The sequence below is a fragment of the Cryobacterium sp. PH29-G1 genome, from assembly GCF_030063365.1.
GTDB lineage: Bacteria > Actinomycetota > Actinomycetes > Actinomycetales > Microbacteriaceae > Cryobacterium.
This window is the reverse complement of the sequence record NZ_JASISY010000013.1, coordinates 76,091-91,038: the sequence shown is the minus strand read 5'-3', so window position 1 is coordinate 91,038 and position 14,948 is coordinate 76,091. Positions and strand designations below refer to the sequence as shown.

General features: G+C 65.2%; 9 protein-coding genes. All 9 read right to left on the bottom strand.

Annotation, left to right across the window (positions count from 1 at the left end; all coding sequences use genetic code 11):
• Nucleotides 1–49: 49 nt before the first annotated feature.
• The 9 genes from QMK22_RS14550 to QMK22_RS14510 all read right to left on the bottom strand — a co-directional run bounded on the left by QMK22_RS14550 (nucleotide 50) and on the right by QMK22_RS14510 (nucleotide 14,945).
• Entirely contained in the window at nucleotides 50–1,387 is a 1,338-nt protein-coding gene (locus tag QMK22_RS14550; protein WP_283498368.1) for a class I SAM-dependent methyltransferase, read from the bottom strand.
• A complete protein-coding gene (locus QMK22_RS14545; RefSeq protein ID WP_283498367.1) occupies nucleotides 1,384–2,763 on the bottom strand; it encodes an FAD-binding oxidoreductase in 1,380 nt (459 codons plus the stop codon). Before QMK22_RS14545 ends, QMK22_RS14550 begins: the two co-directional genes overlap by 4 nt.
• A 61-nt stretch (nucleotides 2,764–2,824) precedes the next feature.
• Nucleotides 2,825–4,219 (bottom strand): sensor histidine kinase, encoded by a 1,395-nt coding sequence (locus QMK22_RS14540; protein WP_283498366.1) that lies wholly within the window; start codon nucleotides 4,217–4,219, stop codon nucleotides 2,825–2,827.
• A gap of 13 nt (nucleotides 4,220–4,232) precedes the next feature.
• Nucleotides 4,233–4,901 carry a response regulator transcription factor gene (locus QMK22_RS14535; RefSeq protein WP_283498365.1) on the bottom strand — a complete coding sequence of 223 codons (669 nt, stop codon included), beginning with the start codon at nucleotides 4,899–4,901 and terminating at the stop codon, nucleotides 4,233–4,235.
• A 186-nt stretch (nucleotides 4,902–5,087) separates the two neighbouring features.
• Nucleotides 5,088–8,117 carry a S8 family serine peptidase gene (locus tag QMK22_RS14530; protein ID WP_283498364.1) on the bottom strand — a complete coding sequence of 1,010 codons (3,030 nt, stop codon included), beginning with the start codon at nucleotides 8,115–8,117 and terminating at the stop codon, nucleotides 5,088–5,090.
• Nucleotides 8,114–9,958, bottom strand: coding sequence for a copper resistance CopC/CopD family protein (locus QMK22_RS14525; protein WP_283498363.1), 1,845 nt, complete (start codon nucleotides 9,956–9,958; stop codon nucleotides 8,114–8,116). The genes QMK22_RS14530 and QMK22_RS14525 overlap by 4 nt, the downstream gene beginning before the upstream one ends.
• Nucleotides 9,959–9,987: 29 nt before the next feature.
• A complete protein-coding gene (locus QMK22_RS14520) occupies nucleotides 9,988–10,512 on the bottom strand; it encodes a hypothetical protein (RefSeq protein ID WP_283498362.1) in 525 nt (174 codons plus the stop codon).
• Nucleotides 10,513–10,572: 60 nt separating this feature from the next.
• The gene (locus tag QMK22_RS14515) at nucleotides 10,573–13,521 is read right to left on the bottom strand and encodes a multicopper oxidase family protein (RefSeq protein ID WP_283498361.1); all 2,949 of its coding nucleotides are present in this window, start codon (nucleotides 13,519–13,521) and stop codon (nucleotides 10,573–10,575) included.
• 62 nt (nucleotides 13,522–13,583) lie between these two features.
• Nucleotides 13,584–14,945: a multicopper oxidase domain-containing protein gene (locus QMK22_RS14510; protein ID WP_283498360.1), complete on the bottom strand. Its 1,362-nt coding sequence runs from the start codon at nucleotides 14,943–14,945 to the stop codon at nucleotides 13,584–13,586.
• Nucleotides 14,946–14,948 lie beyond the last annotated feature (3 nt).

Sequence of the window (14,948 nt, the reverse complement as noted above, 5' to 3'; positions counted from 1 at the left end):
GGGACGGTGCTCGCCGTGGTTGATTCGCCGGCGGTCTGACTCAGCTCGATCAGGGTTTCCACCAGGGTCGAAGCGGCAGGGCGCCCGCACCGGCAGCTGTGTCGGGCTTTATCGCGAGCACCTGGTGCAGTTGAATCCCGCCGGTCTCGAAAGCGAGACGCGACCCGGCCATATACAGCCCCCAGACCTTCGCGGTGGGCAGCCCCACTTCGGCGACCGCGGCATCCCAGTGTTCGACGAGATTTGCGCACCAATCCCGCAACGTGAGCGCATAGTGCTGGCGCAGGTTCTCCTCGTGCAGCACCTCAAGACCCTCGTCCTGCGCTGCGCTGATGATTGTGCCGGAACCGGTGAGTTCCCCGTCGGGAAAGACGTAGCGGTCGATGAAACCGCGGGTGGACGGTTCGGATTGATTGTCGGGCCGGGTGATGCAGTGGTTGAGCAGCAGTCCGCCCGGGCGTAGCCGGGATTGCAGAAAGCGAAAGTACGACGAATAGTTATGCACGCCGATGTGTTCCAGAAGTCCGATCGACGACACGGCGTCAAAGCCGGTCTCGGTGATGTCGCGGTAGTCGCCGTAGCGAACCTCGGCGAGATCGCCCAGGCCCTCGGCCTCGATGGCCCGCTGGGCCCACGTGGCCTGCTCTTCCGACAGGGTCACTCCGGTCGCGGCGACGCCCAGGCGTGCGGCGTAACGCACCATGCCGCCCCAGCCACATCCGACATCGAGCAACCGGTCGCCCGACTGCAGCCGCAGCTTGTCGAAGACCAACCGGTACTTGTTCGCCTGCGCCTCGTCCAGCGTCGCTTCGGAGCGCGGGTAGCACGCGCAGGTATAGGTCATCGTCGGCCCGAGCAGCCACTCGTAGAACGTATTCGACACGTCGTAGTGATGGTGGATCGCGTCGGCATCGCGGGCCTTGGTGTGCCGCAGTCCCTCGGCGACGCGACGCCAGCGCGGCGGAGCCTCCTGCGGCGGCGGTTTGATCGGCAGCAGATGCCGGGTGCCGATCGAGCGGATGATGCTGGCCGTCACCCGCGGCGGTGGCAGTTTGAACACCAGTTCGCCGGCGAGTGCCTTGAGCAGTTCGTAGGGATCGCCGGGATGCACCCCGTGTACCGCGAGGTCGCCGGCGATATACGCGCGCGCCAGTCCCAGATCGCCGCGACCGGTGGCGAGGTAGGTCGTTCCGCGCGGCGACGTCAGCTCTAGTCCGAGTGCTGCGTCGGGCGGCCCGGCCGTACTTCCGTCGTAGGCGGTGAAGCGCAGCGGGAGTCGACCGTCGGTGAGAATCTCCAGGATCTCGGCGAGGGTGAGCTTCCTGCTCGGGTCCGGTCGTCCCGGCGTGTGCGTCTTCTTCAGCGAACGTTCCCTGGCTGTGGTCATCGTCGTTGCACCGCCTTGGCGTAGAGATCGAGTAGACGTGAATCGGGGTCGTACCGCGTCTTGACGGTCGCGTACGTTTCGCCGCCATAGAGTTCGTAAAATTCTTCCCGGGAGTAATAAGAGTCGGAGTACAACGACTTGTGCCCCTGCAGTTCGCTGACCTTGCCTTCGATCAGCCGGTTCGTCTGACCGTCAGCCGAGCCCGCGGGTACCGTTGACCAGAATCCGATGTTGACGTAGCTGCGCTGCGGTTTGATCGGGTAGAGCGGCCAGCCATCGTCGCTGCGCAACCGGAGCGGGCAGAGCCAGATCGGCTGGATCGGCACGGTGCACAAAAACCAGTCCAGAAACTCTGCAGACCGTTCGATCGGTACCTCGACGTCTTGCACGACCCGTTCGCGCGGTGGCCGGCCACCGAGACGCTCGATCCGATTGCCAATCTGAAATCGCTGTTCATACCGCATCAGCGTCGAGTAGAAGCTGCTGCGGCGAAGCGAACGCGGCCACAGGCGGCGGATGGTGGGACGCTGTGCGCCGAAGCCCTCCGAGCACCAGAACCAGTCAGTGTCCCACCGCCACAAGTAGTCGTGAATCGTCAGCCGGTCCTCCTTGACGCCGTTGTCGTGCTGGAGCGAGCGGTAGTACATCTGCTGGCCGGTGTAATCGCTCACCGCACCGGATGCCGCGGTCTGCGTACCCACGCAGAGATAACTCTCCTCGGCGCTGAACACCACGCCGTCCAGGTAATCCACGTGGATACCGTGCAGTTCACCGGTCTGGATGATGCGGTCCATCGTCACGATCAGGTCAGGAATCGAGTGAAATCGCAGGTGCCGGAGCGCGACGAAGGGTTTGACCGGCTCGAGTTTGATTCGAAGGCGCACCGCGTAGCCGAGCGTGCCATAGGAGTTGGGGAAGGCCCGATAGAGGTCGCCCCGTTCGCCGGGTGAGACTCTGACCAGCTCGCCCGCGCCGGTGAGGATGTCCAGGTCCAGGACCGACTCGTGCGGCAGGCCGTTGCGAAACGACGTCGACTCGATGCCGAGGCCGGTGACCGCGCCGCCGAGCGTGATGGTTTTCAGTTGCGGCACCACCAATGGCGCCAGCCCGTGGGGAAGCGTCGCCGCGACGAGGTCTTCATAGGTGCACATGCCGCCCACGTCGGCTGTGTGCGCTGTGGGGTCGACCGCGAGCACGCCGGTCAATCCCGACGTCTCCAAACCCCTCGCGTTCGTTTTTGTGCGGGTCCGAAACAGATTCGACGTGGGCTTGGCGAGTCGAACGGATGCCGACGGCCCGGCCGCCCGATAGCTCGCGAGCAGTCGCGCCACGCCGGCGGCGTGTGCGGTCCGTGCATCGGTCGCGGGAGAGGACACGCCTCCAAGCTAGTCCTCAGGTGCCGCGGCCGCACCGGCAAGCTCCGACGAATCGGTCAAATTAATCGGCGGGGCTGGCGATCCTTTGGACGGCCATGCGTCGCGGGTGACGTGCACCGCCCCGTGTCGGTCTGGCCGGCGGCGCTTTCGAGTCGCCGAGACTGGCACTGACCACGGTTCCTCCGCCGGGGAGCGAAGAGATCTCCAAAGTCCCGCCCACCTCGAGCATCGTGTCGTGCAGCATCCGAAGTCCGAGGTGACCTTGCGGAGCCCCCGCAGCGTGGTCGAACCCGCGTCCGTCGTCGCTGATACGAAGCAGTATCCGGTCTCCGTCCACATCGAGGGTGCAGCCCACGGTGCGCGCGTCGGCGTGCTTGAGGATGTTGGCGAGCGCTTCCCGGGCTATTCGGTAGAGTACGGCGGAATTCTCGTGACTCAGCGTGTTGTTCTCCGGCAGCGTGAGGCGCACGTCGATGCCCTTTTCGCGCAGGGGATCGGCGAGTCGGGACAGCGCAACGGGAAAGCCGTGCCCGTCCAGGTCGAGCGTGTACAGCTCGGTGGTCATCGCCCGCAGTGTGCGAACGTTTTGCTGGAGGAGCCCGAGCGCACGGTTGAATAGCGGGAGATGCTCCGAATTTCCCCGGGTGATCTCCGACTCCATGGCGTAGGAAAGCCCGGCGAGGTCTTGAATGACGTCGTCGTGGAGGTCACGTGCAATCCGGCGTCGTTCCAGGGCCGAGGCATCGACCGCTCGCTGGAGGAGCTGTCGTCGCCCCGCCTGGGCGGCCTGGATTCTGCGGGCCAGCCGAACGGCCGGTACTAGTTGGGCCAGCTGAAGCACCCCCAGGGCCAGGAGGAACGCTGGGGCCATGTCGAAGAGAACGGCGGTTTGCTCCTCCCGCACAATATCGTCGTCGAAGTAGGCCTCGAAGACCAGGGGAGCTCCGGTGGCGGCGAATGACCCAACGTAGACCTCGACCACGTCGCCGGGAAGGGGCTGCAGGACATGCTCCGACTCGGTCGAGGTTCCGATCTCGGTGACGCCCGGTCCTCCGAGCAGCAGGGCCGGCCCGGCTTCCGGGAGACTGTAGCGCTGTCCGATCAACTCCGACACGTCAGAATAGACAATTCTGCCGTCCGCGTTCCAGACCTTGATGCGCAGCACAGCACCCTTGTCCAGCCAGGGTGCGAGGCGCGCGTCGAGAGCGCGCACGGCCAACGGATTCCCCGCCAGGAGCGGGCCGGTGAACGATGGGGCCAGGGCGTAGTCAGCCAGCCGTTGTGTCATCAGCGTGACGTTGCTGAGAGCGTGGGCCTCGGCCTGCGAGCGGATCCAGAGTGCTGCGGGCGTGCCGACGACGACGAGTGCGACGAACCCGGCCAGCAAAAATCGGCCGACGGCGGAGCGGACTTCTGATCGTTCCTCGGCCGTGTGATCGTGTGGGGGCCCCGCCATCTGGCGGTCCGGCCTAGGCATCCGGACTCTGGCTCAGCAGGTCGAGCTTGCGCGCCGCGACGACGGCTTCGAGCTGGGTGTGGGCACCGAGCTTGGCGAGAATGGACTTCACATAGCCGCGACAGGTGTTCTGTGAAATCCCGAGCGTGCTCGCGTTGGCACGTACGTCGTAACCCTCCGCCATGAGTCGCAGGACTGCCCGTTCGCGTTGGGTGAGGGAGGGAGCCCACGCGCTATTGCGCTTGGATACGTGCAGCTCACCGAGCTGCGCGACCAGGGACGGGCGCACAACCATCCCCCCGATTGGTGAGTGCCGGAGAGCATCAAGCAGGGTCGCCAGAGAGCCGTCCTTGGGTAGAAAAGCACAAATTCCCGTTGCGGCTGCCTGTACGAATGCCTCAGGGGTGGGGTCGCCCGTCAACAGCACAATCCGAGTGTCGGGGACCTGTTCCAGGATTCGTGCTGCTGCCCAAATGCCGTCGGCGCCCGGCAAGTGATAATCCATGATGACCACATCGGGCCGAAGCGCCAGGGCCTGCTCGACGCCGGTCTCGGCGTTATTGGCGTAACCAACGCTGCGGAGATCCGGTTCGCGGTCAAGCGCCCCGGTCAGTAGCTCCGTAAACGTCGTATGGTCATCGACGATGAGTACCCGGATTGCCGCACCGGGGCTCTCTGTCATGGCAGGTGGGTATTCGACACGCGGGGCAACTGCGGGGTCGCTCATCGGCTGTCCTCTGATCATGACGAATAATCGTGTTCGAAGTATCGCCGAAATTCGATCTCGGCGATAGATGCACGTCGCGCATTATGCGTCAAACAGGCTTGGATTATGCTCTGACTTTTTTAGGGAACAGCGGATGTGGCGCTAGGGGAGATCGAAAGCGTCTACGTCGAGGTTCCCAGAGGCTCCGAGCCCGTGAGCGGTGCCATCGAAGTACACCGACCACGAGCCGTTGCTGTTGTAGATGACGTCTTCGTCCTGTACGGCTCCCACGACCGGCACCGTCGTGTCCGCGCTGAACGACAGGTAGAAGCGGGTGGCGTCGACCCGGACGAAACCATCGACGTTGGCGCCGGAGGACAATCCGTTGGCCGATGCATCCCAGACCCGGGCGAATGACGTGCCGTTCCAGCTGTAGATGTCCGCATCGTCTGCCGTGCCGGAGACTCCGGGTGGGTTTGTGTTCCCCACGGTCGAGAAGTAGAGAGTTCCGCCGACGACGCTGATCGCATCCAGATCCTGGTTCGCCGCGGTTAAGCCCCGGGCGGTGCCGTCGAAGTAGACCGACCAGGTGCCGGCGTTGTAGAACACGACGTCCTCGTCCTGCACCGCTCCCAGACCGGGCAGAGTCGTGCTGCTCGCGCTGAACGACAGATAGAAGTGGGTGGCGTCGAGCCGGTCGAAGCCGTCGACGTTGGCGTTGCTGGGCAAGCCGTAGGGCGCGGTAGTGGCATCGACCACCCGGCTGTAGGTTGTGCCGTTCCAGTTGTAAATGTCGGCGTCGTCGGCGGTGCCGCCTGCACCGGGTGGGTTGGTGTTCCCGAACGTTGAGAGGAACAACGGCCCTCTCACCTGCAGCACCGTGGCGGCGGTCGCGCCCCAGTTGCCAGCGGCGTCCCGCGCCCGTGTCGTGAGGGCGTAGGCGCCCTCACTCCACCTGCTGACGTCGATCGAGGTCGAAGTCAGATTCCACGGGCCGGTCCCGGCGACCGTCATCGGTGTGGCGTTGCCGGCGCCCGGGTCGGTGCCGGTGAACCATTCGGCTCGGTCGACCGCGGTGAGGCCATCCGTCGCCTGCGCCGTCAAAGTCACCGAAGTGGCGCCCTGGGTCGGGTTGGCTGAGGCCGCTAGCGCGGTGACGACGGGGCCGGTCTTGTCAATCAGCACGCTCGTGGTCGCCATAGATCCCCAGTTGCCCGCTGCGTCCTGGGCATGCACGTAAACGGTGTGGCTGCCGTCGGCCAGCGCGCTCAGGGTAGCCGCCGGGATCGTGGCAGCCAGGCCGGCGCTCGGTGCAGCAGCGGTGATGGTCATCGCCGTTCCCGTTCCATCGGAGCCGACTGCGTCGGTGAAGTACTCCGCTGCGGCGATGTTGGAGCCGCCGCTCGCCGTGTCGTCAGCGGTGGCGTGCAGGCCGGCGTCGGCCGTACCGTTGTTGGGGCTTGGCATCAGGGTCGCGGCGGACGTCTCCGGACCGGTGACGTCCGCCACGCTGGGCGGCGTGGTGGTCAGGGTGGCCGTAGCGGTTCGGCTGGTGAAGCCGCTGCTGGCTGTGACCGTCAGCGGATAGCTGCCAGCCGGAATTGTCGACGACGTGGTGATCAGCAGCTGGGATGTGCTCGAACCCGTGGGAATGACCGCGGGGGTGAAGGTCCAGTCCGCCTGCGCCGTGCCCAGTCCGGACAGCGACAGGGAGATGGCATCGCTGAAACCATACGCCCGGGATATTTGAACGGCGTAGGTCACGCTGCCGCCGGCCGTGGAACTCGCTTCGCTTGGCGTGACTGCGACCCCGAAATCCTTCTGGCTCAGGATCCACTGGTACGCGGCGAGAACGTTGAGTCGGCCGTTGCCATACGCGGTGTCGGCACCGGAGACGCCGAGATCGAGCGCGGTACTGGTGAGAGCGGCCTGAACGTCGACGGCGGTAACCCCGGGAACCGCGCCCAGAAGCAGAGCCAGCGCGCCGCTAACCTGCGGAGCGGACATCGAGGTGCCGGAGGCTGTTTGATACAGGCCATAGCGATCGGTGGTGCGAATGTTGACGCCGGGAGCGACGACATCGGGGAAAACTCGGGTTCGCCCGCCGCAGGTAGATGACCCTCGACTGCTGGTGGAGGAGATCAGATCGTTGTTATTGACTGCGCCAACCGACAGTGCTTCGGGGTAATTGGCTGGGCTGACGCTGGTCGAACCCGCAGAGCCGTAGTTCCCGGCGGCGAAGACGGGCAGGATGCCAGCCGTCCGGAGCGCTTGCAAGTCGAGCTGGAATGTCAGGTCGCATCCGGGACCGGCGCCGATCGACCAGGACCCATTGACGATTTGGGGAGCGTCTGCGGTGTTCGGATCGTGATCGGGGTCGAGCACCCACTGGAATGCCTGGTGGATCGCGGTGGTTGTCGCCGCGCCGCGGTCGTTGAAGATCTTAGCGGCGATCCATTTGGCGCCGGGGGCCATCCCGATCGTTGTGCCGCCGGCATCCCCGCCAACGATCACGCCGGTCGTCGCGGTGCCGTGGCCGGAGAGGTCGGTCGGGGTGAGGGGATGCTCGCCGTAGGGGTCGTACCAGCTGTTGGTGCCACCGCGCCAGCTGCCGGCGAGGTCTGGATGCGAGGAGTCGACGCCGCTGTCCAGGCTGGCGACCACCACGCCTTGCCCAGAGAAGCCCGAGGCCCACAGCGCCGGGGCGCTGACCTTATCGATGTTGGGTTCCGGACTCGCGACGGCAGGGATCACCACGACTTCCTCGGAGGTGACACTCGCCACGTCAGGGCGTACGGCCAGCTCCTGGATGACGTCTGCGGTGGCAGTTACCGAGATCCCGTTGAATACCCAGAGGGGTGTGGTCTTGGCGACCTTGCCCTGGGTCGTCCGGGCACGCAACAGCTTTCGGATCGGCCGCTGCGCGGTGTCCGCCTTGGTGGTGAGCTCCGTGATTGTGCCCTTCAGCAGACCCGGCCGGGTCGTGCCTTTGACTCGCTTGAGGTCGGCCTGGTCGCGCATCGTCACGATCATGGTGGTCATCTCGCCAGCCGGGAGGGAGGCGAGTATCGCTTGCGCTTTTGGGGTCAGGCTGCCGGATCCCGAGGTGGCACCGGGTCGGGCCGATGCCGTTGGCGCGAGTCCGGCCACCAGCAGGGCCACCAGCGCGGTCACGGCAAGGATCTTCTTCATCGTTGGCTCCCGGTCGTTTCGCTCAGTGCCAGGTCAGGACGAAGTGTCGTGGGCAGCCCGGCGGGTATCTGGCGGCGGCGGCGGGTGAAACCCACGCCACCCAGCATTGCGGCAAGCAACAGCACGGCCAGACTGGAAGTCAGGATTTCCAGCGGACGGGCGCCCTCGGGGCTGGCAGTGGCGACGGTCCATCCGATTTGTGTGATCGCAGCGGGGAGGCCGTCCCGTTCCAGAGTGACGGCCGCCATCCAGTCGCCGGGAATCGGTTTGGCGGTTTCTGCTTCATATCGGCCCGGCTCGATCTGTTCGAGGGGCACGCTGGCCGTCGTCCCGGTCGGACCGGTGAGGGTAACGGCGACCCCGTTTACGGGTACCTGCTCCAGCTTGACGATCGAGCGAACCCGTACGATCAGACGGCTCTGAGCCGGCCCGGCGGCCAATTGCTCGAACGTGACGAAGAGTCCGTCGGCAGTGGCCGTGTGGAGAGCGGTCTGTCCCGTCGCTGCGCTGATCTCCCGTGCGGTGGGAACCGAGGTCACTACGCCCGCGGCGCCGACCGCGATGACCAGGATGAGAACCTCAGCGGCCACCATGGTGCTGAACCGACGTCGCGGCACCGGTACCCACCCCAGGGGGCGACCGAGGATGCGCCCCACCCGAGCGGCCAACCGGGGATTCACGATCAGCGTGTTGATTCCCGCGAACGCTAGCGCCACGGTGACCAGCGCCAGCTTGACGGCCACGGTGCCGCCGTAGACGGTGGAGGTGACCGAGCTCAGATCGGGGATGTGCCGACCCGCCTCGTAGAATCCCGTCGCCAGCAAAACAATCGTTGCCAGTGCCGCTATCGGGCTGAAGGTGCGCCAGGCTGAGGCGAGGATTGGACCTCGGACGTCCCGGTGCCGCATCAGGGGGATCAAACAGATGGCCAGGATTGTGAGGCCGCCGGCCCATACCCCCGCGGCGACGAGGTGGGAAGCAGAAGCAAAGGCAGCCAACGCGGATCGGCTGGGCAGAGTCGCGGCATGACCGGCTAACGACTCCAGCGCCACGACTGCCGCCAACGCCACTGCCACGAGTCGTAGCCGCCCACCGGCGGGGCGCGTCCCGGTCGCCCAATACAGGGAGCCCGTCACGATCACGAGCGCAAATTCTCGTGCGAGCCACAGATTGCCCCATGGTGTGTCGATCAAGGTCGCCGAGGTGGCGTCGAACCAGACCCCGAGAGAACTCCCGCTGCGATGCGTGAGGAGAAAGGGGGCGATTGCTCCGGAGATGACCGCGACGCCGGCAGAGAGCGTTCCGATAAATATCGAGCGTCGGCGGGGAATGTTTCCTAGCTCACCCATTGAACCGAAGACGCGACCAGAGACGGCCAGCGCACCGATTACGAGCATGATCGCCGAGAGGTCGATCCAGCGTAGTAGCAGTTCGGGAGCAGCCGGGGTATCCGCCGTGGCGGAGGCGACCACTGCGGGACGTGTTCCGACGCCGAACAGCACCGACCCGCTGGACGAGTGGCCGTCCTCGGTGGAGAGCACCTTCCAATCCAGCAGATAGGTTGCCTTCGAAAGCGGTTCCGTACGGATCCGAACGATGCCCCCGCTGTCCGTTTCGGACACGGACGCCGCGACTTCCACCCGCACGCCGTCGGACGTATGGAGGTCGAAGGTGCTGGCGCTGGCGCCGATGGTTTCCGTGTACCAGAGGGTGAGAGCGGATCTGCCGACGGCGACCACCCCACCGTTGGGAGGGTCGGAACGCTCAAGCCCACCATGCGCCCATGCCGGCGATGCCCCGATCAGGAGCGCGACGAACGCGGTGATCAAAATCGCGGTCACGCGGCTCCCTACCCGGAGCCCGCCCCGAGTCATCCCCGGGCCTCGATGTGCTCAATCCGAGCGTCGCCCATCACCAGGGTCAGCTGTGACCCGGCACGAATGGCGTTATGGGCGTTGGCGAACAGAAAGAAGTAGGTTCCACCGAGCTGGGGATCGACCGCGTGGTGGGGTCGGGGGATGACCATCGTGGCCCCGGTGTCCTCGACGACCACGACGGGGAGCAGCGTGGTGTCCTGCATCATCTGGTTGGCTTTGTCGGGGTCGACGACCTGGTAGCGGAACTCGATCAGTCCCCCTGCCGCCGTCACGCCGATGAGGTTGACGTCGATCCCGTAGCGAGCCGCCATTCCCTCCGCCGTGACCAGAGTGGTCCCCGCACGAACGTCGGTTTTCTGTTCCGGCCACCACGCGCGTGCGGCGCCGGCGCCGAGCAGAAGCAGGGCCACCACTCCGATCGCGACCAAACGGCCGCGCCGGGGACGTTTCTGGGCTGATCCAGCGTTCAACTCGGGGTCCAGCTCCGGGTCAAGCTCGGGCAGGGTCGCGGTGATCACGGTGTCACCTTCCTTCCGCCAGTCGGCTGGCCGGGGTTGCCGGCCCGCCGGCGGACGTTGCTACGGAACATCGAAGGCATCCACGTCGAGGTTGGTGGAGGTGAGGCCGTGGGCGGTGCCGTCGAAGTAGACCGACCAAGTGCCCGCGTTGTAGTAGATGACGTCTTCGTCCTGCACCGCACCCAGAACCGGCACGGTCGTGCTGGTCGCGTTGAAGGACAGGTAGAAGTGGGTGGCATCGATCCGCACGAATCCATCAACGTTGGCGTTGCCCGGCAAGCTGTACGGCGCGGCGCTGGCATCGATCACCCGGGTATAGCTGCTGGCGCTGTTCCACCGGTAGATGTCGGCGTCGTCGCCGGTGCCGCCTGCTCCCGGGGGTACGGCGCTGTTGTCGGTGGAGAAGTACAGCTGGCCTCCGACGATGCTGATGGCGTCCAGGTCCGTGGCGCTGCCGCCGGTGAGACCGTGTGCGCTGCCGTCGAAGTACAGTGTCCAGGTTCCTGCGTTGTAGTAGACGACGTCTTCGTCCTGCACGTTGCCGATGCCGGGTACGTTCACCTGGCCGGTGAAGGAGAGGTAGAAGTGGGTATTGTCGACTCGGTCGAGGCCATCAACGTTGGCACCAGTGGGCAGGTTGTAGGACGGGGCGCTGACGTCGATCAGCCGGCTGAAGGCTGTGCCGCTCCAGTTGTAGATGTCCGCGTCATCGGCCGTGCCGGTCACGCCGGGCGGGTTGCTGCTCCCCAGCGTCGAGAAGAACAGCGGAGCGCTAACCTGGAGTCCAGTGGAGACGTTCGCGCTCCAGTTGCCGGCTGCGTCACGCGCTCGGACAGTGAGCGTGTAGGCGCCTTCGGCCCAACTGCCCACATCGATGGCGGTTGCCAGAGTCCACGGGCCGGTACCGGTGACGGTCATCGGTGTGGCTTTGCCGATGCCGGGGTCGGTGCCGGTGAACCACTCGCCGCGATTGACCGCCGTGGCGCTATCCGTTGCCTGCGCTGTCAGGTTTACCGATCGGGCACCCAGGGTCGGGTTAGGCGTTGCACTGACGGCGCTGACCGTCGGCTTGACCTTATCGATCAGCAGGGTTGTGGTTGTGGTTTGGCCCCAATTGCCAGCCGCGTCCTTGGCATGGACGTAGATGTCGTGGTTACCGTTCCCGAGCTGAGCGATGGTGGTCAGCGGGATGTCGGCGTAGCCAGCCTCCGTGGAGCTGTTGTAAGTGCTGTCGGTGGCTCTGACAACGATGCCGGTACCATTTGCGGTGACCGTGTCGATGAACGCCTCGGCCGCGACGATGTTGCTATTGACCGTGGGGACGATCGGATCGGTCATGGTCGTCACGGTTACTCGGACCGCCGAGGTGCCGCCGTTGACCGCCAACGTTCCGTTGTTGGGTGTGGGTGAGACCGAGACGCCGGTGGTCACAGGAGCGGTCTTGTCGATCACCAGATTGATGGTGGTCGGGGTGCCCCAGCTGCCCGCGTCCCGGCTGTGGACAGACACAACATGGCTGCCTTCGGGCAGGGCATTCAGGATCGTGGCGGGGATTGTCCCATCCAGACTAGCGATAGGGGCAGCCGCATTGACGTTCATTACCGTTCCCGAGCCATCGGTGCCGACGGCGTCGAGAAAGTATTCGGCGGCGGTGATATTGGAGCCTCCGGTGGCACTGTCGTCTCCGGTGGCGTGCACAGCGATGCTCGCAGTACCCGAACCATTCGTGGTGCTCGGTGTCAGCGATGGCGATTTGGTGGTCGGGCCGGTGGCGTCGCCCCCGGAGACCAGTACCGAGCTGAAGACACCCCAGTTGTTGTTGGTGTCCCGGCCACGCACGTAGACGATGTGCTCACCGGGCGGGACGGTCACCGAGGCGGTGACCTGCACGGTGCCGGCACCACTGCCGGTCATCGAGACGCCCGTACCGGTCACTGTGTCGATGAAATACTCTGCCCCGGCGATATTCGCTCCGCCGGTGCTGCTGTCATCGATTGTGGCGCTCAGAGTGCCGGCAACGTAGGCGAGGGTGCTGGTGACCGGACCGGTGGCGTCCGGGGACACAATACCGCTGGCGGGGACGGTGACGAAGGTAAGCATCCCACCGATGCCGGCAGTGTTGCTGTTGTGCAGCAGGAGGCTGCCGTCGTAGATCGCCAGTCGGTTCAGCTGGGTGATCGCGGCCGGGGTAGTGACGAGGGCATCCGCGGTCTGGCCCGGACCGAAGGTCTCCGCGACGTAGCGGCGTGAAAAGTTCAGCGGACTACCGTCGAGGGCGATGATCCTCTGCTCGGCGCCCAGCGATGCCACCGAATGGTACAGAATGCCGGCATTGACGTAGCGCAGCAGCACCTTGTTGCCCGGGGCGGACGCCGCAATGGGGTCGGTGTTCGGGTGCGCCTTCCCGTTGATCAGGGAATACCGGGGAGTGTACTTGCGCATGTCGAAGGCCGCCGGATTGGCGGCGTTGTTGAGTGCCGGATCGATCTCGCTGAGTACCAGAACGGCCTCGTCGTCAAACGCGGTGGTGGCGTCGTAGGCCTGGGAGGCCGTCGCCGGACGGACGATCAGGGCACCATAGAGGCCCATCGCGACCTGGTGTTGACCGTTGGGAATTAGCCCAGCTTCGTAGAGGTAGGTGCCGGGCTGGCTAGCCGTGAAGGTATAAGGCATGGTTGCGCCCGGCGCTGCGCCGGTGCGGTCGGGGATCATCTGCTGCCCCTGGAAGAGGAGGGCGGTGTTCTCGGTCAGCTCGTTGTGGAGTGTGATCGTGACCGTGTCGCCGGCGGTGACACACAACGTTGGTCCGCCGGGGCGGGGCGCTGTGGCTCCCGGGGTGGTCCCGTAGCCCCAGACGTTTACGGTCTGGGTCCCAAGGGATGTGGTTCCAGCGACCGCGTACAGGTCGCTGGGAACGGTGCAGTCCACGGTCGCGGCGTGTGCGGCGGTTGCCGGTATGACCAGGGCCACCAGCACCGCCAGCCCTCCGCCGGCCATCAGCCCGGTCAAGATCGACGAGGCTACTTTTTTTATGCTCTTCCTGGGAATCATGGCTTTCTACGCCTTCCTGGTCAGCCGCAGTTGTTGGGCGTCGGCGGATCGATCCGCATATAGGTGATCGGTCCGGTCATATTGGCGCCCCAGGACGTGATCTGAAACAGGGCGTGGTTGTGGGAGATGATGTAGTACTCCCCGCACTGATTCACGCTCTGAATACCGGGCGGCAGGGTTTCCTTGGTCCCGAGGTAAGGGCTTCCGCTGTAGAAGACTCCGATTGACTCGTTGGCCAGCTGCGGCACCGTTACCGGGACCGGGTTGGAGGGGGAGTAATTCTCGGCGTCGTACCACTTGAAGATCACGTCCCAGGTCTGGCCCGGCCCGAGATTAATAGCGAACTTCTCAAACGAAAGGTCTTGTCCGGTCGGGCCCTCCAACGGTCGGCCATCTCGAGCTACGACCAAGCCATTGTTACCGTGCGGGTGGAACGGGTAGTCCTCGGTGCCCACGTTCAGATAGCGTGCCATTCCCGGCTGGTCCGCTGGATCTGCCGTATTAAACTCGCCAATCTGGGCGAGGGCGCCATACGGCTGTGTGGGCAGCCAACTGGCACCGTTGTCGGCGATGCTATCGGGAAAACCGCGCCCGTTGATCAGCCAATACCGCGGGTGGTAGTTGTTCAGGTTGAAGCTCTTATTGTTTTCGACCGCCTGGTGTTGGTACGGGTCGATCTCGCTCAGCAGCACCATGAATTCTTCGGCGGGGTTGAACCGACTGTCCGCCCGATTGTTGGCATACTCGCTCGCGACAGAGCCACCTGCTCCGCCCAGCGGCACGGCAGACGGACGCACGATCAGTGCCCCGAACAATCCCATCCGGACCTGCTTCTCGGGGTTGGTGCCCGACTCGTACAGATACGTGCCCGGGTTCGCTGCCGTGAAGCTGTAGGTGATGGTCCCGCCGGCAGCGTCGGCCGTGTTGGTCAGCGACGTGATTGCGCCGGCACCGGTGAGCTGGGGCTGAGCCGGGATCCCGTTAGCCAGAACATTCGTTTGGCCCGGGAAGACAATGGAAGCGGGCTCGGGCAGGGTATTGCGCAGGATCACGGTGACCGTGTCGCCGGCATTGACGCACAGCACCGGGCCGGGGTGTTGAAAACCGCCGAATCCGCTGGAATATCCCCACATGAACGCTGTGTTGCCGTCGGGCAGGTTGATGTATCCGGTCTTGGTGGTGAGGTTGAAGATCGGGGTCGTGGCACCGCCGCCCACCCCGGTGGTACAGGCGATGCCGACCCGCGGCGTCGTCTCGGCGGTCGCCGCCGGGGTGAGTGTGGCCATCGTTGCGCCCACCAGAGCCAGAGCGACCAGCAGTGCCGGCCGCCGCAAACCCCGGTTGCGACCCTTCCCATGCATCACGGCGTTACCTTTCATCATGGC

Excerpts from the sequence above, each read along its gene's own strand:
- QMK22_RS14550 (WP_283498368.1), bottom strand. The coding sequence starts at position 1,387 with ATGACCACAGCCAGGGAACGTTCGCTGAAGAAGACGCACACGCCGGGA.
- QMK22_RS14540 (WP_283498366.1), bottom strand. The coding sequence starts at position 4,219 with ATGGCGGGGCCCCCACACGATCACACGGCCGAGGAACGATCAGAAGTC.
- QMK22_RS14535 (WP_283498365.1), bottom strand. The coding sequence starts at position 4,901 with ATGACAGAGAGCCCCGGTGCGGCAATCCGGGTACTCATCGTCGATGAC.
- QMK22_RS14530 (WP_283498364.1), bottom strand. The coding sequence starts at position 8,117 with ATGAAGAAGATCCTTGCCGTGACCGCGCTGGTGGCCCTGCTGGTGGCC.
- QMK22_RS14510 (WP_283498360.1), bottom strand. The coding sequence starts at position 14,945 with ATGATGAAAGGTAACGCCGTGATGCATGGGAAGGGTCGCAACCGGGGT.